Raw genomic sequence first — 17,113 nt, 5'->3', positions numbered from 1 at the left:
GACCACTTTGTCCTGAAAATTTTCGCCTTTAATTATCTTTTCTTAAAAACGTTAAATTTGGTGATATATATCACATTTTGTCATTTCAATTTCTTAACCTGCCATTAACCCTCTTGCCGCTAGTTTTTTATTCCATAAATTAACATTCGCAGTGGTTGTTATGCTGAGAGGTAGGCAATCGTTTGTATTGCTGCTCGCGTAATATTTGTTATGTTGACAGGGTGCTGACCGAATTCATTCGATAGCGGCAGCCACATCTGAAGTCTGAAAATAGGGTCGGGGACATGGCAAAAGTATCACTGGAGAAAGACAGAATTAAGTTTCTGTTAGTGGAAGGGGTGCACCAGAGCACAGTTGATAATCTGCGTGCAGCCGGATATAGCAATATTGAATACCATAAAGGTGCCTTAGACACCGAATCACTGAAAGAATCTATTCGTGATGCCCACTTCATCGGAATTCGATCGCGCACGCATCTGTCCGAAGAAGTTTTTGCTGCAGCAGAAAAATTGGTTGCAGTCGGTTGTTTCTGTATCGGTACAAATCAGGTTGATTTAACGGCGGCGACCAAGCGCGGTGTGCCGGTATTCAATGCGCCTTTCTCCAATACCCGTTCGGTTGCCGAAATGGTACTGGGCGAGCTACTGCTGATGTTCCGGGGCATTCCGTCGGCTAACGCCAAAGCGCATCGCGGCGAGTGGAATAAGCTGGCTGTCGGTTCCTATGAGGCCCGTGGTAAAAAACTGGGTATCATCGGTTATGGTCATATTGGTACACAGTTGGGTATTCTGGCTGAAAGTGTTGGTATGAAAGTGTTCTTCTACGATATCGAAAATAAATTGTCGCTGGGGAATGCACAGCAGGTTCGTCACCTGTCTGACTTACTGAACATGAGTGATGTGATTAGTTTGCATGTGCCTGAAAATCACTCCACCAAAAATATGATTGGCCCTGAGCAGTTGGCTCTGATGAAGCCCGGTGCAATGCTGATTAACGCCTCTCGCGGGACTGTTGTTGATATCCCTGCGCTGTGTGAAGTATTGGCGAGTAATCATTTGGCCGGTGCGGCAATTGACGTATTCCCTGAAGAGCCAGCCACCAATAAAGACCCGTTCAATTCACCATTGTGTGAGTTTGATAACGTCTTATTGACGCCACATATTGGCGGTTCGACTCAAGAAGCGCAGGAAAATATCGGTGATGAAGTCGCCGGTAAACTGGCGAAGTATTCCGACAACGGCTCAACACTGTCTGCGGTTAACTTCCCAGAGGTTTCTCTGCCTGCTCATGGCGATAATACTCGCCGTTTGCTGCATATTCATGAGAACCGTCCTGGCATCCTGACCAGCATTAACAAAATTTTTGCTGAACAGAACGTCAATATCGCTGCGCAGTATCTGCAAACCAGCGCTGAAATCGGCTACGTTGTCATCGACGTTGAAACAGATGATGAAGAAAATGCAGAAAGAGCGTTGCAAGCGATGAAGGCTATCCCTGGGACTATCCGCGCACGCTTACTGTATTAATCTTAGCGGCAAAGATAGTGGCTCATGCCTAATAACCCGATATCGGTTGATATCGGGTTTTTTACGAGCTAAGAACGATGATTTACCATTGCCACACTTTCGCAGGTGTCACAATTTCTGGCAAAGGCACATCCCAATGCTCATTCGGTAAATGCTCGACTTGCTGGCAATCATGGGCCAACCCAATAGGATAGGGGCCGCCTTGTTGCCAGTGTTGCAGTGTGCGGTCATAAAACCCGCCTCCCATACCTAAACGCTGACCATGATGGTCAAACGCCACCAATGGCGTTATCACCACATCCAATTGATTGAGCGGTAGAACTTCCCGCACATCGAGCTGCGGTTCAAGGATTTTTAAGCGGTTACGGATGAGTAAAGTATCAGGACGATAATGAAGAAATAGCAGATGACCGGGGCTGAATGGGTGTAGCACCGGCAGGTAAACCTGCTTATTTTGCTGCCACAATAACGTAATGATGGGCGCGGTATTCAGCTCACCATCAAAAGAAAGGAATATCGCAACGTTGCTGGCTTGCTGAATTTTATCATGCGCAGCGAAATGATTAGCGGCCGAATGGGCGGCATGGTGTTGCTGTTCGGGGGTTAACTGTTGCCGACGCTCACGAATTTCTTGGCGAATGCTTTGTCTTTCTAGGGCATGTCGTTCAAGGGCATGCTGCTCAAGGGCATCTTGTGGATTCAAGGACATGTGATTGACTTAACATCGAAAAATAGCGTATGTCAAAGCGAACGTGGTAACTGAAACTGACCGTTACCCGATAAGAAAGGGATCTCCGAGATGCCGCTGCTGGCTGTAACCCTTGAACCCATGGTTCAAGGTGAACGCAGCGTCGCAACCTTAAGGCTTCTCGGCGGACCGAGCATGCGCACCGGTTACGGAGGCACTACATTCTGTTGGTATTAAATATCGGCTCAGGGGACTGGCCCGCTGGCAAACATCTCAGAGAAATTCTTTACTCCCTACTGAATCTATCATTCAACAGAGATTTATTCAAATTGTGCATCTTGGCGTTCAGAGATGCGACCTTGTTCAAGCAACGCCTGCTCAATAGTCTGTTGTAACATCCGAATACGTTGTTCCATATTGGATGCATAGTCGCGAGTTTTCAACCTTTCCTGAGCTAATTCGTGACAAACGTTCAATGCCGCGATAAAAACTAACTGCTCTGTATTGGTGACCCTTGTGCGAACTTTAAGATCTTGCAACCGTTGGTTAAGATCTTCTGCTGCCATGTTCAACGCATCTTGTTGTTCTGGCGGGCAGTTTACTCTTAACGAGCGACCAAAAATTTGAATATCTACCGGTTGTGCAGACATGCCACCTTCCTGACTAATTTTTGCGCTAGCCTTGAAAACCAGAGGCAAATTGCTCGTAGCGTCAAAGCGGGCGTCACTATATATACCTCAATACCAAGATACAACCACTTTGTGGCTATGCGTTTTCTGGTATAGGGACTGAGCTTGATGGTAGCATAACATGAACTTATCCAGCCAACGATGACCAATACGCATGTCTATAGAGAATACATTACCAACTTATCAATCCGTTGCCCTGGCACTGAACCAGCAAGCAGTGGCTTTAACCCCCGCAGAAATGCATGGCCTTATCAGCGGATTACTCTGCGGCGGCAGTAAAGACGAAGGGTGGCGTGTCATGGTGCATGACCTGACCAACGACGGCGTTGCCTTCCCGCAAACTCTGGGTTTACAGTTACAACAGTTACATCAAGCAACACAAGAAGCACTGGAAAATGAAGGTTTTATGTTCCAGTTGCTGATCCCTGAAGGTGAAGAGATCACGGTATTTGAGCGTGCAGATGCATTATCCGGTTGGGTGAACCATTTCCTGCTAGGGTTGGGGATGCTGCAACCGAAGCTGGCTCAAGTGAAAGGCGAAACAGGCGAAGCGATTGACGATCTGCGTAATATCGCTCAATTGGGCTATGACGAAGATGAAGATCAGGAAGAGTTAGCTCAATCGTTGGAAGAGGTGATTGAGTATGTCCGTGTGGCCGCTATTTTGTGCCATATCGAATTTACCCAAGATAAGCCCACCGCACCAGAGATGCGTAAGCCGACATTACATTAAGCGACGCGACGCGATGTGATGTTTTGACGGGTGAAAAACGGCTATTTCAGGAGAGTGTAATGACTGAACAAGAATACCAGAATCGCCGTCAGGCGCTGTTGGCAAAGATGGCACCAGGTAGCGCAGCAATTATTTTTGCTGCACCAGAAGTCACACGCAGTGCGGATTCTGAATATCCTTATCGGCAGAACAGTGATTTTAGCTACCTAACGGGTTTTAACGAACCGCAAGCTGTGCTGATTTTGGTGAAAAGCGATGAAACGCATAACCACAGTGTGCTGTTCAATCGGGTGCGGGATTTAACCGCTGAAATCTGGTTTGGTCGCCGTCTAGGGCAAGAAGCCGCCCCCGCTAAGCTTGGGGTCGATCGGGCATTACCTTTCGATGAAATCGACGAGCAACTCTATTTACTGCTTAATCGCCTTGATGTGATTTATCACGCGCAGGGCCAATACGATTATGCAGATAAAATTGTTTTTGCCGCACTGGAAAGGTTACGTAACGGTTTTCGTAAAAATCTGCGTGCGCCAGCAACGTTAACTGATTGGCGGCCGTGGTTGCATGAAATGCGTCTGTTTAAGTCAGAAGAAGAGATTGCTGTGATGCGTCGCGCGGGCGAAATCAGTGCGTTAGCCCATACCCGTGCCATGGAAAAATGCCACCCCGGTATGTTTGAGTACCAGCTAGAAGGGGAGATTCTGCATGAATTTACTCGCCACGGTGCGCGCTATCCGGCCTATAACACTATCGTTGGCGGCGGTGAGAACGGCTGTATTCTGCATTACACCGAAAACGAGTGCGAATTGCGAGATGGCGAACTGGTGCTGATCGACGCCGGTTGTGAGTATCAAGGCTATGCCGGTGATATCACCCGTACTTTCCCTGTTAATGGCAAGTTTACGCCCGCCCAACGGGCAATCTATGACATCGTATTGGCATCCATTAACAAATCACTAGAACTGTTCCGCCCCGGCACCAGCATCCGTGAAGTGACGGAACAGGTGGTGCGAATCATGGTGGCGGGTTTAGTCGATTTGGGCATCCTGAAAGGCGATATCGAGCAACTGATTGCAGAACAGGCACATAAGCCCTTCTTTATGCACGGACTTAGCCATTGGCTGGGGTTAGATGTTCACGATGTCGGCGATTACAGCAACAGTGATCGTGGCCGCACGCTGGAGCCCGGTATGGTGCTGACTATCGAGCCAGGCCTGTATATCGCGCCAGATGCGGATGTTCCCGCGCAATATCGTGGCATTGGTATTCGTATCGAAGATGACATCGTGATCACGGCTGATGGCAATGAAAACCTGACAGCCAGTGTGGTAAAAGACCCCGATGCTATCGAAGCGTTAATGGCTGCGGCGAGATAACGAATGAGCGTGATAGTGGTAGGCGGCGGGATGGCAGGTGCGACACTGGCGCTGGCGATTTCATCCCTGACTAAAGGGCAGGTGCCGGTTGCACTCGTTGAAGCGCAGGCGCCTGATAGTCGGGCGCATCCGGGGTTTGATGCCAGAGCTATTGCACTGGCGCAAGGAACATGTCAGCAGCTTGACCGCATTGGCATTTGGTCGGCTTTGGCCGATTGTGCCACCGCCATAGATCATGTTCATGTCAGTGACCGTGGGCATTCCGGTTGTGTCAATCTGCGAGCGCATGATTATCGTGTTCCCGCGTTAGGGCATGTTATTGAGCTGCATGACGCCGGTAAACGGCTGTTTGCCTTGCTACAAAAGGCTCCGGGTGTGACGCTGCATTGTCCGGCAAAAGTAGTGGATGTGGTTCGTACCACAGAGTCCGCCAGTGTGACGTTGGATAATGGCCAGCAATTGAGTGCTCAATTACTGGTGGCAGCAGATGGTTCTCATTCGGCATTGGCCCGCGCTTGTCACATCCAGTGGCAACAGCAGGACTACCAACAGATCGCGGTTATTGCCAACGTCACCACCTCCGAATTGCCCAACGGCCGTGCGTTTGAACGTTTTACCCGCCATGGGCCATTGGCGCTGTTGCCGATGTCTCAAGGGCGTAGCTCATTGGTCTGGTGTCATGCGAAACAAGATCAACAGCAAATCGATAGCTGGGACGATGCTCGTTTTCTGGCGGAGCTACAACGCGCTTTTGGCTGGCGGTTGGGGCAAATGCGCCATGTCGGGCAACGACATAGTTACCCATTACACCTACTCACGGCTTCGCGTCATGTCAGTCATCGTCTGGCATTGGTGGGCAATGCGGCGCAAACGTTGCATCCGATTGCTGGGCAGGGTTTTAATCTAGGGCTGCGCGATGTGATGTCGCTGGCAGAAACCCTCGCACAGGCCAGTGTGATGGGGAGAGACCTTGGCGATTATGGGATACTCGCTCAATATCAGCAACGGCGGCAGCAAGACCAACAAGCCACGATTGGCGTGACCGATGGGTTAATTCGCTTGTTTGCCAATCGCTACGGTCCGCTAGTCGTCGGGCGCAATCTGGCGTTGATGTCGATGGAGTCTCTGCCCGTGGTCCGTGATGCGTTTGCTCGTCGCACTCTGGGATGGGTTGAGCGTTAATACTTAGCCTGCCGATGAGCCTGACCTCACGATCACACATCGAAAGAGTGAGGCTAAAAGTTAATATTCATGAGGAATTGTCGCGGTATGCAATCATATGACGTCGTTATCGCTGGTGGCGGAATGGTCGGTTTGGCATTGGCCTGCGGTTTACAAGGCAGTGGTTTGCGCATCGCTATTTTAGAGCATCAACCCGCGCCAGAGTTACTCTCTGCCCCTTTGACCGGTGAGTTGGCGCTACGGGTTTCGGCGATCAATGCGGCCAGCGAACGCTTGTTGCAAAAAATTGGCGTGTGGCATGGCATTCAAGCATTACGTGCCAGCCCTTACAACGGCATGGAAGTTTGGGATCAAGACAGCTTTGGCAAAATTTCATTCCATGGCGATGAATATGGCTTTAGTCACCTTGGGCACATCATTGAGAACCGCGTGATTCAGCAAGCACTGTGGCAACGTGCTAGCCAACTTGCGGATATCACGCTGTTAGCCCCCGCAAGCCTTAAACAGGTTGCGTGGGGGGAAAGCGAAGCTTTTATCACGTTGACAGATGGCCGCATGCTCAGCGCCAAGCTAGTTGTCGGCGCGGATGGTGCTCACTCTGAATTGCGCCAGCAAGCGGATATCCCGCTGACTTTTTGGGATTACGCTCACCATGCGTTAGTGGCAACGATCCGCACTGAAGAGGCCCATCAAGCCACGGCTCGTCAGGTCTTTCATGGCGACGGTATTTTGGCTTTTCTGCCGTTCAGCGACCCCCATCTGTGCTCGATTGTTTGGTCACTTCCACCTGAGCGCGCAGCGGCATTATCTGAGCTACCCGCGGCAGAATTTAACCAAGCACTCGGTATGGCGTTTGATATGCGCTTGGGGCAATGTCAGCTTGAGAGCGAGAGAAAAACGTTCCCGCTGGTGGGACGCTATGCCCGTAGCTTTGCTGCACATCGGCTGGCTTTAGTGGGGGATGCCGCCCATACCGTCCATCCGTTGGCAGGGCAAGGTGTTAACTTAGGATTTATGGATGCCGCTGAGCTGGTATCAGAACTCCGTCGCTTGCAGCGTCAGGGCAAGGACATCGGCCAACACCTTTATCTGCGCCGTTATGAGCGCCGCCGTAAACACAGTGCTGCAATGATGCTTGCCAGTATGCAAGGTTTCCGAGACCTATTTGCTGGCAGCAATCCGGCGAAAAAGCTGCTGCGAGATATTGGGCTAACGCTAGCCGATAATTTGCCGGGCGTTAAGCCACAGCTAGTGCGGCAGGCCATGGGGCTCAATGATTTACCCGATTGGTTAGAACCTTCCCAATAGCGCCGTATTAGCGGTCTTACCCAATTTAGGTTGTACTCGAAACCACCCTATGCAGACATCAGTGCTGGGTGGTTTCTCAGTGCTGTCTTGCAGAGATTCTCCCCCCTCAGTTGAAATAATCTAATTTCAGTCAGTTTTTCGCATTAGTTATTTTCATATCCACTAAAAACCTGAAAAGTTGAATCTGACAGGCTTTTAGTGGTTTCGTTATATAACATCGTCATTTTCACTGCTTAATTGTTAATTATGTGCCTTCATCCACGGTTTTTTAGCGGAAAATTCTGAATAATATCCCTGCACTTTATACCTTCACTCCGTGTTCTCGCTTATTTTAGCTTATGGTTACTGAGAGAATTCGGTGATAACGTTGGGTAAAAGGTATCGTTTGCGTTATACCCGTCATGCCTTAAATTCAGGAGTAAAGATGGCAAAGCAGACCCCGCTGTATGACCAACACGTGGCGTGCGGTGCGCGCATGGTAGATTTTCATGGTTGGATGATGCCACTGCATTATGGCTCTCAAATTGATGAACACCATATTGTGCGCCAAGACGCCGGTATGTTTGATGTTTCCCACATGACGATTGTCGATCTGCACGGTGCGCGTACCCGTGAATTCCTTCGCTATCTGCTCGCCAACGATGTCGCCAAACTGACCCAACCGGGCAAAGCCCTTTACACCGGAATGCTGAATGCTTCTGGCGGTGTAATTGATGATTTGATTGTCTACTTCCTGCGTGAAGACTATTTCCGCTTAGTGGTTAACTCGGCCACTCGTGATAAAGATCTGGCTTGGATAACACAGCATGCTGAACCTTATCAGGTTGAAGTGACAGTGCGTGACGATCTGGCGCTGGTGGCGGTACAAGGCCCGACAGCACAACAGAAAGTGGCGACTTTACTGACCCCAGAGCAACAGCAAGCCATTGCAGGGATGAAACCATTCTTTGGTATTCAGACGGGCGATTTGTTTATCGCCACCACGGGCTACACCGGTGAAGCAGGCTATGAAATCGCTTTGCCAAAAGAAAACGTCGTTGATTTTTGGCAGCAACTTCTGGCTGCGGGTGTCAAACCGGCTGGTCTTGGCGCACGTGATACTTTGCGTCTCGAGGCTGGAATGAACCTCTATGGCCAAGAAATGGATGAAGGGATTTCTCCGTTAGCCGCCAATATGGGTTGGACGGTGGCTTGGTCGCCGGAAGATCGCCAGTTTATTGGCCGTGAAGCGCTGGAACAACAACGTGCTAACGGAACGGAGCAATTGGTTGGCTTGATCATGACGGAAAAAGGCGTCTTGCGTAACGAGCTGCCAGTGCATTTCACTGATGCCTCAGGCCAGACACAGGTTGGCGTCATTACCAGCGGCTCTTTCTCGCCTACACTCGGTTTTAGTATCGCATTGGCCCGCGTGCCGGCCGGTATTGGTGAAAATGCTGTCGTACAGATTCGTCACCGTGAAATGCCGGTACGGGTCACAAAACCAGGTTTTGTGCGGGCGGGTAAACCGGTCGCACTGTAAGTTTATTTGTCATCATTCCAGATTATATGAGTCTAAACTTTGGCTCTATACCCAAATGAATTGGAGTCGCAGCAATGAGCAATGTACCAGCAGATTTAAAATATGCCTCTTCCCATGAGTGGGTCCGTGCCGATGGCGATGGCGTTTATAGCGTAGGGATCACCGAACACGCGCAAGAATTATTGGGTGACATGGTATTTGTCGACTTGCCTGAAGTGGGCAGCGACGTTTCAGCGGGCAGCGATTGTGCCGTCGCTGAGTCAGTGAAAGCGGCATCCGATATTTATGCGCCAATCAGCGGTGAAATCGTTGCGGTGAATACCGAGCTGGAGAGTTCACCAGAATTGGTCAACAGCGCACCTTACACTGATGGTTGGTTGTTTAGCATTAAAGCGTCTGATGAGGGCGAGTTGGCGAGTTTGTTAGATGCTGAAGCTTATTTAGCCACTATCGACGAGTAAATAGATTTAGGGCTATTTTATTTGCCATTTTGAACCCGGGCAGTGCTCGAAATCCTCACGTACTAGTCATCATCAGATACTCTGTGTACGTACCGGTTTCTGTGCGCTGTCCGAATCCAAACTGCCTGCAACAATAACGCCCTTTGAGGTCAGTCCTATCTCCCGTACTTTGCATTATTCAGGAATTCGTAGCAATGACTCAGAATCTCAGCCAGCTTGAACATAACGATGCTTTTATTGCGCGCCATATCGGTTCTTCAGCCGAACAGCAGCAACAGATGTTGGCCGCCATTGGTGCCAGCTCGTTAAAGACACTGATCCAGCAAATCGTTCCGGCAGATATCCAATTACCTAGCCCGCCACCAGTGGGTGATGCCGCGACTGAACATCAGGCGCTGGCGGAACTGAAAGGGATTGCCAGCCAGAATCAATGCTACAAATCTTATATTGGTATGGGTTATAGCCCTGTGCTGACACCGCCGGTTATCCTGCGCAATATGCTGGAAAATCCAGGCTGGTACACCGCTTATACCCCTTATCAACCTGAAGTTTCTCAGGGCCGTCTCGAAGCATTACTGAATTTCCAGCAATTGACCCAAGACCTCACCGGTCTGGATTTGGCGTCTGCTTCGTTGCTCGATGAAGCCACCGCCGCAGCGGAATCCATGGCGCTGGCTAAACGTGCGAGCAAACTGAAAGAGGCTAATCGCTTCTTCGTCGCCGATGACGTTCATCCGCAAACATTGGATGTGGTGCTGACTCGCGCGGAAACCTTTGGTTTTGAAGTCATTATTGACCGTGCGGAAAGAGTGCTCGAGCTAGACGGTGTTTTCGGTGTGCTACTGCAACAAGTGGGCACCACCGGCGAATTGCATGACTACAGTGCGTTACTGGCTGAACTGAAAAAACGCAAGATCATCACGAGCGTTGCCGCTGACATTATGGCGCTGGTGTTACTGACTGCACCGGGCAATCAGGGTGCCGATGTGGTCTTTGGTTCTGCGCAGCGTTTTGGTGTGCCGATGGGCTACGGTGGCCCACATGCCGCCTTCTTTGCCTGCCGTGACGAATTTAAACGTTCGATGCCGGGCCGGATTATTGGCGTATCGCGTGATGCGGCGGGCAATACTGCGCTGCGCATGGCGATGCAAACTCGTGAGCAGCATATTCGCCGCGAAAAAGCGAACTCCAACATCTGTACTTCTCAGGTGTTACTGGCCAATATCGCCAGCTTGTATGCGGTTTATCATGGCCCGCAGGGCTTGCAGCGTATCGCTGGGCGTATTCATCGCATGACCGACATTCTCGCGGCTGGCTTGCAGCAAGCCGGTCTGACGCTGCGCTTCCAACATTGGTTCGATACGCTGACGGTTGACGTTAAAGACAAAGCCGCTGTTTTGGCCCGAGCATTGAGCTTTGGCATTAACCTGCGTACTGATATTCATGGCGCAGTGGGTATTACGCTGGATGAAACCACCTCCCGTGAAGATATTCAGGCGTTATTCTCCCTGCTTGTCGGTGATAACCACGGTCTGGACATTGACCAACTTGATGCCAAAGTCAGTCAGCATAGCCAGTCGATCCCAGCCTCAATGTTGCGCCAAGACGCAATTCTGACTCATCCGGTCTTTAACCGTTACCACAGCGAAACGGAAATGATGCGTTACATGCATCGTTTAGAGCGTAAAGACTTAGCCTTGAATCAGGCCATGATCCCGCTAGGTTCTTGCACCATGAAGCTGAATGCGGCGGCTGAGATGATCCCAATCACTTGGCCGGAATTCGCTGAATTACATCCGTTCTGCCCACCAGAACAAGCGGCGGGTTATCAGCAGATGATCGGTCAACTGTCGCAATGGTTGGTACAACTGACCGGTTATGACGCGGTGTGTATGCAGCCGAACTCAGGCGCGCAAGGGGAATATGCGGGGCTGCTGGCTATCCGTCGTTACCATGAAAGCCGCAATCAGGCGAGCCGCCATATCTGTTTGATCCCAAGCTCTGCTCACGGCACCAACCCAGCTTCCGCGCAAATGGCAGGGATGTCAGTCGTCGTCGTGGCTTGTGATAAGCAAGGCAATATTGATTTGCATGACCTGCGCCAGAAAGCGGGTGAAGCAGGTGATGAGTTGTCATGCATTATGGTGACCTACCCGTCAACTCATGGCGTCTACGAAGAAACCATTCGTGAAGTTTGCCAGATCGTTCATCAGTTCGGCGGTCAAGTTTATCTGGATGGCGCGAACATGAATGCGCAGGTCGGGATCACCACCCCAGGTTATATCGGTGCGGATGTCTCGCACCTTAACTTGCATAAAACCTTCTGTATCCCCCACGGCGGCGGCGGTCCAGGCATGGGGCCAATTGGTGTCAAAGCCCACTTAGCGCCATTTGTTCCCGGTCACAGCGTCGTACAAATTGATGGCATGACCACTCAGCAAGGAGCTGTTTCCGCAGCGCCATTCGGCAGTGCATCAATCTTGCCAATCAGTTGGATGTACATCCGCATGATGGGAGCTGATGGTTTGAAGCAAGCCAGTCAGGTGGCTATTCTCAATGCAAACTACATCGCGACTCGCCTGAAAGGAGCCTATCCGGTGCTGTATACCGGCCATGACGGCCGTGTAGCGCATGAATGCATTTTGGATATTCGCCCGCTGAAGGAAGCTACCGGCATCAGTGAAATGGATATCGCCAAACGCTTAATTGATTTTGGTTTCCATGCGCCGACGATGTCCTTCCCTGTGGCAGGGACATTGATGGTGGAGCCGACTGAATCAGAAAGTAAAGTCGAGCTGGACCGCTTTATCGATGCCATGTTGGCGATCCGTGCAGAAATCGAGAAAGTCGCCAAAGGTGAGTGGCCGCTGGAAGATAACCCACTGGTGAACGCACCTCATACTCAAGCGGAATTAGTTGGCGATTGGCAGCACCCTTACAGTCGTGAACTGGCGGTATTCCCTATTGCCGGTGTGCTGGAAAACAAGTATTGGCCGACCGTGAAACGCTTAGATGATGTTTACGGTGACCGTAATTTGTTCTGCTCATGTGTGCCAATCACTGATTATGAATAACTGATTACAAGTAATAGGTGTTTTGAATGATACTGAGGGCTGCACATTAAACTGCAGCCCTTTTTTATGGGCAGTTCAGTTAAACGATGGCGGCGCTTACGCTTCAAATTGGAACATCTTCACGGTGGAATAGGGGGTTAAGGCATGCATAAAAAAGTGGCATTAGTCACCGGCGGGAGTCGGGGAATTGGCCGCGCCACGGCATTACTGTTGGCAAAACAGGGCTATCGGGTGGCGGTTAATTATATCAATGACGAACAAGCAGCCCGACACGTTGTGGCTGAAATTGCCGCGGGGGGTGGGCTGGCAGTGGCCTTGCAGGCTGATATTGCCGATGAACGGCAAGTTGTCGCATTGTTTGAACAACTTGAAGCCCAGCTCGGCCCGCTTACTGCACTGGTGAATAATGCTGGTATTCTGTTCCCCCAAACCAGCATCGAAGGATTAACCGCTGAGCGTATCAATCGGGTACTAACCACCAATGTGACCGGTTATTTTTTATGTAGCCGCGAAGCCGTTAAGCGTATGGCTTTTCGCCATGGCGGCAATGGCGGTTCGATTGTGAATGTTTCCTCTGCGGCGGCCCGCCTTGGTGCGCCGGGCGAATATCTGGACTATGCCGCCTCCAAAGGGGCGATTGACACGTTAACCACGGGGTTGTCGCTTGAAGTCGCTGGAGAAGGTATCAGAGTCAACGGTGTGCGCCCGGGTTTTATCTATACAGATATGCATGCCAGCGGAGGAGAACCTGGGCGGGTTGATCGCGTACAAAGCTCACTGCCCATGAAGCGTGGTGGCCATCCGCAAGAAGTGGCGCAAGCCATTGTCTGGCTGCTGTCAGACAGCGCTTCTTATGTCACCGGCAGCGTGTTGGATATGGCTGGCGGAAAATAAAAGGTTGCAGCTCAATACATGATTTTCCATCCATTAGGCACTGTCACGGCAGCTTACATGTGCTGACAGAATATTTTAGCGTACACGTGTACACTGGAATCATTCTCAGTTAATCTGAGTGTGGTATTTTTGTACAACTAGAGCATCGTTTATCAGGCTAACGGAATGAGCTAACGATGACCTGCGATAAAATAAATAATATTCAGGAAAATCAGTATTGAAGACTAAACCTTCGACCCCCGTCATCCCTGATGCGCCTGCGGTAACGACAGTCACTACGGCAACAACAGTCACTGCGGCAACAACAGTCACTCCAGCAACCACCACGCCGGTTTATCCTTGGGCGGAAGAAATCGCCAATAGCATCAGCCATGGCATTGGTGTAGTGCTCGGTATCATTGGGTTGGTTTTGCTCTTGGTGCAAGCTGTGGATACCGGCGCTGACACCAAAGCACTCACCAGCTACAGCCTCTACGGCGGCAGCATTATTTTGCTGTTTTTAGCCTCGACCCTGTATCACGCGATCCCACACCGTAAGGCGAAGCTCTGGTTACAGAAGTTCGATCACTGCGCCATTTATCTTTTAATCGCCGGCACCTATACGCCTTTCCTGCTGGTAGGGCTCGATTCACCGCTGGCGCGAGGTTTAATGGCGGTTATCTGGGGGCTGGCACTGATTGGTGTGATATTCAAACTGGCCTTCGCTCATCGCTTTGAAGTGCTGTCGCTGGTCACGTATCTAACGATGGGTTGGTTATCACTGATTGTGATTTATCAGTTGGCGGTAAAACTTGAGATTGGTGGGTTGGCACTGCTGGCCACCGGTGGTTTGCTCTACACCTTGGGGGTGATTTTTTATGCCTCTAAACGTATCCGCTTTGGTCACGCAATATGGCATGGTTTTGTGCTAGGTGGCAGTGTTTGCCATTTTATGGCGATCTATTTGTACGTTTGATGAGGCCGTAAAAACGTAGAGGGATTTGTCATAAATATTGAGGCCGGATAACCGGCCTCAAACATGTGGGGCAAACGAGGGAGATTACTCTTCGGTCAGTGAATACGGCAATGGCTGAATAGTCAGTACGCTATCAGCATCGTCACGAACGCGCAGTACGCTGTCTGCCGCCAGATCGTTATTCAATACTGCTTGAACCCACAACTGACCATCACTGAGTTGAACGGCCGCCAACACGCTCCCCGTGCGACGCCAGTTTTCACCCAATTGCCACTCTAAATCTTCACCCGCAGCCGGAACTCGGCTGGCATGACCCGCAAGCCAATACAGCGCACGTTTGTTCGCGCCACGGTATTTTGCTCTGGCGACCATCTCTTGACCGGTGTAACACCCTTTACTGAAACTGATACCCTTCAATGCCTGAATATTCGTCGCCTGCGGAATAAATCGCGCACTAGTATCGGCATCAATAATCGGGAACCCTGCTTCAATATCCAAGGCTAACCACTGTTGGCTGTTATTCAATTGAGCACGATCAGCCAGTTTATCAACCAGTTGCTGCGCCTGTTCGCTATCCGTGACCAAGAGGAAACGCTCGGCAGGCAACGAAAAATGCAACAGTGTGCTATTCCCTTGCTGTACTACCGGATGATCGGCATTGGGTAATTCAGCAAAGACTTCCGCCAACGCAGTTTTTGCCTGCGTGCCAGCGATACCGAATAAAACCGCATCAGGTTGCGCGGTGATCACCACCTTGGAGAACACGGCATATTTCTTCAGTTCAATTAACTGATGGTCAAGCAGGCTACGGCGTTCGATATACGCCAGCCCCTCGCCACGGTGAAATAGCCGCAAATCGCTCCACATCTTTCCTTTAGCATCACAATGGGCGCAAAGAATATGCTGATCATCGGCCAGAGCATCAATATCCGCGGTCACTTGCCCTTGCAGATATTTGACTCTGTCAGCGCCGGTTAAGGTCACCAGTGCCCAATCCTCGAGTGACATTAGCGTTAACGGCAGTTCGGAGGATGCAGCGGGCGGTTGTGCAACGAACGGAGTGTTATGTGCCATTATTTACCTGCGAATTGATTGTTTGTGAAGTTAAGTGTCTGCGAAAAACTGATGCCTCAATGGTAAAATAGCCGAGTAGCTTTGCAAGCAGTTATTCCACGGATTGACCATTATTATCCTGTCTCTGAATTCGCCTCTTTCTGAGGTACAATAGCCGCAGATTCTGTGGCGACGTGCTGAATATGTATGAAAAAACAGCACTCTAGCGCCTTTAGCCTATCAGCATCCTTCTTTGAGGAGTCAATCAGGACATGGAAATCGATAATAAAGCCCGTATTCACTGGGCATGCCGCCGTGGTATGCGTGAACTGGATATCTCCATCATGCCATTTTTTGAATACGAATATGATGGCTTGAGTGATAGCGAGAAGCAGATTTTTATTCGGCTACTGGAATGTGATGACCCAGACCTTTTCAATTGGTTGATGAATCATGGGGAGCCGCAGGATGACGAACTGCGTCAGATGGTGAAATTGATTCAAACGCGAAATAAAGCCCGTGGCCCAGTGGCGATGTGACCTGCGGATATCCTGGCACACTCAACTTTTCTCTTTATTGACACATGGCGTCTTGGTCATCCTCACGCTGGTCGCACCCTGGCCTCAGGGTTATACCGCGCTGTGGTTAGTATTGCTGACACTGGTGGTATTTGAGTGCATCCGCAGCCAGAAGAATATTACCTCCTGCCAAGGGGAAATCAGGCTGAAACCCGGCAATGTGGTGCTATGGAAACGGCTTGAATGGATTGTCGCTAAGCAGCCATGGATGACCCGATATGGTGTGTTATTGCGCTTACGGCAGGCAAACAGTCGATCAACCTGTAAGCGCCTATGGTTGGCGGCTGATAGCATGTCAGAAGATGAGTGGCGGCAACTTTGCTTGCTATTGCGTCACTCCTTTGATGCGGATGAAGGGCATACCCGATGAAGCCGTTAATCTGGCTGGTGGAAGACGAGCCAAGCATTGCCGATACGCTTATTTATACGCTGGAAAGCGAAGGTTTTACCCTCCGGTGGTTTGACCGGGGGGAACCGGCGCTCGTGGCATTGGCTAATGGCCCGCCCGCACTGGCGATAGTGGATGTCGGCTTGCCCGATATCAACGGTTTTGACCTCTGCCGCCGTCTTCTGGCGCAGGCACCAGAGTTACCGGTGGTCTTTTTGACCGCCCGTAGTGAAGAGCTGGATCGGATTATCGGTCTGGAAATTGGTGCCGACGATTATATTGCCAAACCGTTCTCACCCCGCGAAGTGAGCGCCAGAGTACGCACCGTTTTGCGCCGTTTACAGAAGTCACAAATGCTGTCTGCGCCTACAGCACTGCATCAATTTGGTCATTTCACGCTCGATGAAGCGGGCGCGCGCGTGACCTACCATCAACAGGTATTGTGGCTAACACGCTATGAATACTTACTGCTGAAAACATTACTGCTAGCACCCGAGCGTATCTATTCGCGCCAACAACTGATGGATATTGTTTGGGCGCAGGCAGAAGAGAGCCAAGACCGCACCGTCGATACCCACATTAAGACACTGCGCTCAAAATTGCGTATGGCTTACGATGAAGAATCGCCCATCCGCACTCATCGCGGGCTGGGCTATAGCCTGACATACCAACCTTAAGCTGCCGATGAT

At 50.5% G+C, this 17,113-nt stretch carries 16 protein-coding genes and 1 other RNA gene; 13 read left to right on the top strand and 4 right to left on the bottom strand.

Annotated elements, in window-relative coordinates; translation table 11 throughout:
• The first annotated feature begins 284 nt into the window (after window positions 1-284).
• Window positions 285-1,526 carry a phosphoglycerate dehydrogenase gene (serA, locus tag BN68_RS13215; RefSeq protein WP_019211629.1) on the top strand — a complete coding sequence of 414 codons (1,242 nt, stop codon included), beginning with the start codon at window positions 285-287 and terminating at the stop codon, window positions 1,524-1,526.
• 82 nt (window positions 1,527-1,608) lie between these two features.
• On the opposite strand, the gene BN68_RS13210 is transcribed toward serA, so the two are convergent.
• The 3 genes from BN68_RS13210 to zapA form a co-directional block, all read right to left on the bottom strand.
• Window positions 1,609-2,235, bottom strand: a complete 627-nt coding sequence (locus BN68_RS13210; protein ID WP_019211628.1) for a 5-formyltetrahydrofolate cyclo-ligase — start codon at window positions 2,233-2,235, stop codon at window positions 1,609-1,611.
• A 78-nt stretch (window positions 2,236-2,313) separates the two neighbouring features.
• Window positions 2,314-2,497, bottom strand: a non-coding RNA gene (ssrS, locus tag BN68_RS23355) — 6S RNA.
• 37 nt (window positions 2,498-2,534) lie between these two features.
• Window positions 2,535-2,864, bottom strand: a complete 330-nt coding sequence (zapA, locus tag BN68_RS13205) for a cell division protein ZapA (protein ID WP_004706812.1) — start codon at window positions 2,862-2,864, stop codon at window positions 2,535-2,537.
• A gap of 193 nt (window positions 2,865-3,057) precedes the next feature.
• On the opposite strand from zapA, the gene BN68_RS13200 reads away from it, so the two are divergent.
• The 9 genes from BN68_RS13200 (at window position 3,058) to trhA (ending at window position 14,405) form a co-directional block, all read left to right on the top strand.
• Window positions 3,058-3,636, top strand: coding sequence for a YecA/YgfB family protein (locus BN68_RS13200; protein ID WP_019211627.1), 579 nt, complete (start codon window positions 3,058-3,060; stop codon window positions 3,634-3,636).
• Window positions 3,637-3,695: 59 nt separating this feature from the next.
• Window positions 3,696-5,009, top strand: a complete 1,314-nt coding sequence (gene pepP, locus BN68_RS13195) for a Xaa-Pro aminopeptidase (RefSeq protein ID WP_019211626.1) — start codon at window positions 3,696-3,698, stop codon at window positions 5,007-5,009.
• Window positions 5,010-5,012: 3 nt separating this feature from the next.
• Window positions 5,013-6,191 carry a 2-octaprenyl-6-methoxyphenyl hydroxylase gene (gene ubiH, locus BN68_RS13190; protein ID WP_019211625.1) on the top strand — a complete coding sequence of 393 codons (1,179 nt, stop codon included), beginning with the start codon at window positions 5,013-5,015 and terminating at the stop codon, window positions 6,189-6,191.
• Between the two features lie 87 nt (window positions 6,192-6,278).
• Window positions 6,279-7,499 (top strand): FAD-dependent 2-octaprenylphenol hydroxylase, encoded by a 1,221-nt coding sequence (gene ubiI / locus BN68_RS13185; RefSeq protein WP_019211624.1) that lies wholly within the window; start codon window positions 6,279-6,281, stop codon window positions 7,497-7,499.
• A gap of 424 nt (window positions 7,500-7,923) precedes the next feature.
• Entirely contained in the window at window positions 7,924-9,021 is a 1,098-nt protein-coding gene (gene gcvT, locus BN68_RS13180; RefSeq protein WP_019211623.1) for a glycine cleavage system aminomethyltransferase GcvT, read from the top strand.
• Window positions 9,022-9,095: 74 nt separating this feature from the next.
• A complete protein-coding gene (gcvH, locus tag BN68_RS13175) occupies window positions 9,096-9,482 on the top strand; it encodes a glycine cleavage system protein GcvH (RefSeq protein ID WP_019211622.1) in 387 nt (128 codons plus the stop codon).
• A gap of 194 nt (window positions 9,483-9,676) precedes the next feature.
• Window positions 9,677-12,556, top strand: a complete 2,880-nt coding sequence (gcvP, locus tag BN68_RS13170; RefSeq protein WP_019211621.1) for an aminomethyl-transferring glycine dehydrogenase — start codon at window positions 9,677-9,679, stop codon at window positions 12,554-12,556.
• 144 nt (window positions 12,557-12,700) lie between these two features.
• Window positions 12,701-13,450 carry an SDR family oxidoreductase gene (locus tag BN68_RS13165; protein WP_019211620.1) on the top strand — a complete coding sequence of 250 codons (750 nt, stop codon included), beginning with the start codon at window positions 12,701-12,703 and terminating at the stop codon, window positions 13,448-13,450.
• Between the two features lie 244 nt (window positions 13,451-13,694).
• Window positions 13,695-14,405: a PAQR family membrane homeostasis protein TrhA gene (gene trhA / locus BN68_RS13160; RefSeq protein ID WP_042806779.1), complete on the top strand. Its 711-nt coding sequence runs from the start codon at window positions 13,695-13,697 to the stop codon at window positions 14,403-14,405.
• A gap of 84 nt (window positions 14,406-14,489) precedes the next feature.
• Here trhA and ygfZ read toward each other — a convergent pair whose 3' ends face one another.
• Window positions 14,490-15,479, bottom strand: coding sequence for a tRNA-modifying protein YgfZ (gene ygfZ, locus BN68_RS13155; protein ID WP_019211618.1), 990 nt, complete (start codon window positions 15,477-15,479; stop codon window positions 14,490-14,492).
• A 251-nt stretch (window positions 15,480-15,730) separates the two neighbouring features.
• Here ygfZ and sdhE point away from each other — a divergent pair, with 251 nt between their 5' ends.
• From sdhE to creB, 3 genes are read left to right on the top strand one after another with little or no spacing between them, the layout of a single operon-like run.
• Entirely contained in the window at window positions 15,731-15,997 is a 267-nt protein-coding gene (gene sdhE, locus BN68_RS13150; RefSeq protein ID WP_019211617.1) for an FAD assembly factor SdhE, read from the top strand.
• Window positions 15,978-16,406 carry a protein YgfX gene (locus BN68_RS13145; protein ID WP_042806750.1) on the top strand — a complete coding sequence of 143 codons (429 nt, stop codon included), beginning with the start codon at window positions 15,978-15,980 and terminating at the stop codon, window positions 16,404-16,406. Before sdhE ends, BN68_RS13145 begins: the two co-directional genes overlap by 20 nt.
• Window positions 16,403-17,101, top strand: a complete 699-nt coding sequence (gene creB, locus BN68_RS13140; protein ID WP_019211615.1) for a two-component system response regulator CreB — start codon at window positions 16,403-16,405, stop codon at window positions 17,099-17,101. Before BN68_RS13145 ends, creB begins: the two co-directional genes overlap by 4 nt.
• Window positions 17,102-17,113: the final 12 nt, after the last annotated feature.

The sequence above is a fragment of the Yersinia massiliensis CCUG 53443 genome (genome assembly GCF_000312485.1).
Classification (GTDB): domain Bacteria; phylum Pseudomonadota; class Gammaproteobacteria; order Enterobacterales; family Enterobacteriaceae; genus Yersinia; species Yersinia massiliensis.
This window is presented reverse-complemented; position numbering and strand designations above follow the sequence as displayed.

Excerpts from the sequence above, each read along its gene's own strand:
- serA (WP_019211629.1), top strand. The coding sequence starts at position 285 with ATGGCAAAAGTATCACTGGAGAAAGACAGAATTAAGTTTCTGTTAGTG.
- BN68_RS13210 (WP_019211628.1), bottom strand. The coding sequence starts at position 2,235 with ATGTCCTTGAATCCACAAGATGCCCTTGAGCAGCATGCCCTTGAACGA.
- zapA (WP_004706812.1), bottom strand. The coding sequence starts at position 2,864 with ATGTCTGCACAACCGGTAGATATTCAAATTTTTGGTCGCTCGTTAAGA.
- BN68_RS13200 (WP_019211627.1), top strand. The coding sequence starts at position 3,058 with ATGTCTATAGAGAATACATTACCAACTTATCAATCCGTTGCCCTGGCA.
- pepP (WP_019211626.1), top strand. The coding sequence starts at position 3,696 with ATGACTGAACAAGAATACCAGAATCGCCGTCAGGCGCTGTTGGCAAAG.
- ubiH (WP_019211625.1), top strand. The coding sequence starts at position 5,013 with ATGAGCGTGATAGTGGTAGGCGGCGGGATGGCAGGTGCGACACTGGCG.
- ubiI (WP_019211624.1), top strand. The coding sequence starts at position 6,279 with ATGCAATCATATGACGTCGTTATCGCTGGTGGCGGAATGGTCGGTTTG.
- gcvT (WP_019211623.1), top strand. The coding sequence starts at position 7,924 with ATGGCAAAGCAGACCCCGCTGTATGACCAACACGTGGCGTGCGGTGCG.
- gcvH (WP_019211622.1), top strand. The coding sequence starts at position 9,096 with ATGAGCAATGTACCAGCAGATTTAAAATATGCCTCTTCCCATGAGTGG.
- gcvP (WP_019211621.1), top strand. The coding sequence starts at position 9,677 with ATGACTCAGAATCTCAGCCAGCTTGAACATAACGATGCTTTTATTGCG.
- BN68_RS13165 (WP_019211620.1), top strand. The coding sequence starts at position 12,701 with ATGCATAAAAAAGTGGCATTAGTCACCGGCGGGAGTCGGGGAATTGGC.
- ygfZ (WP_019211618.1), bottom strand. The coding sequence starts at position 15,479 with ATGGCACATAACACTCCGTTCGTTGCACAACCGCCCGCTGCATCCTCC.
- sdhE (WP_019211617.1), top strand. The coding sequence starts at position 15,731 with ATGGAAATCGATAATAAAGCCCGTATTCACTGGGCATGCCGCCGTGGT.
- creB (WP_019211615.1), top strand. The coding sequence starts at position 16,403 with ATGAAGCCGTTAATCTGGCTGGTGGAAGACGAGCCAAGCATTGCCGAT.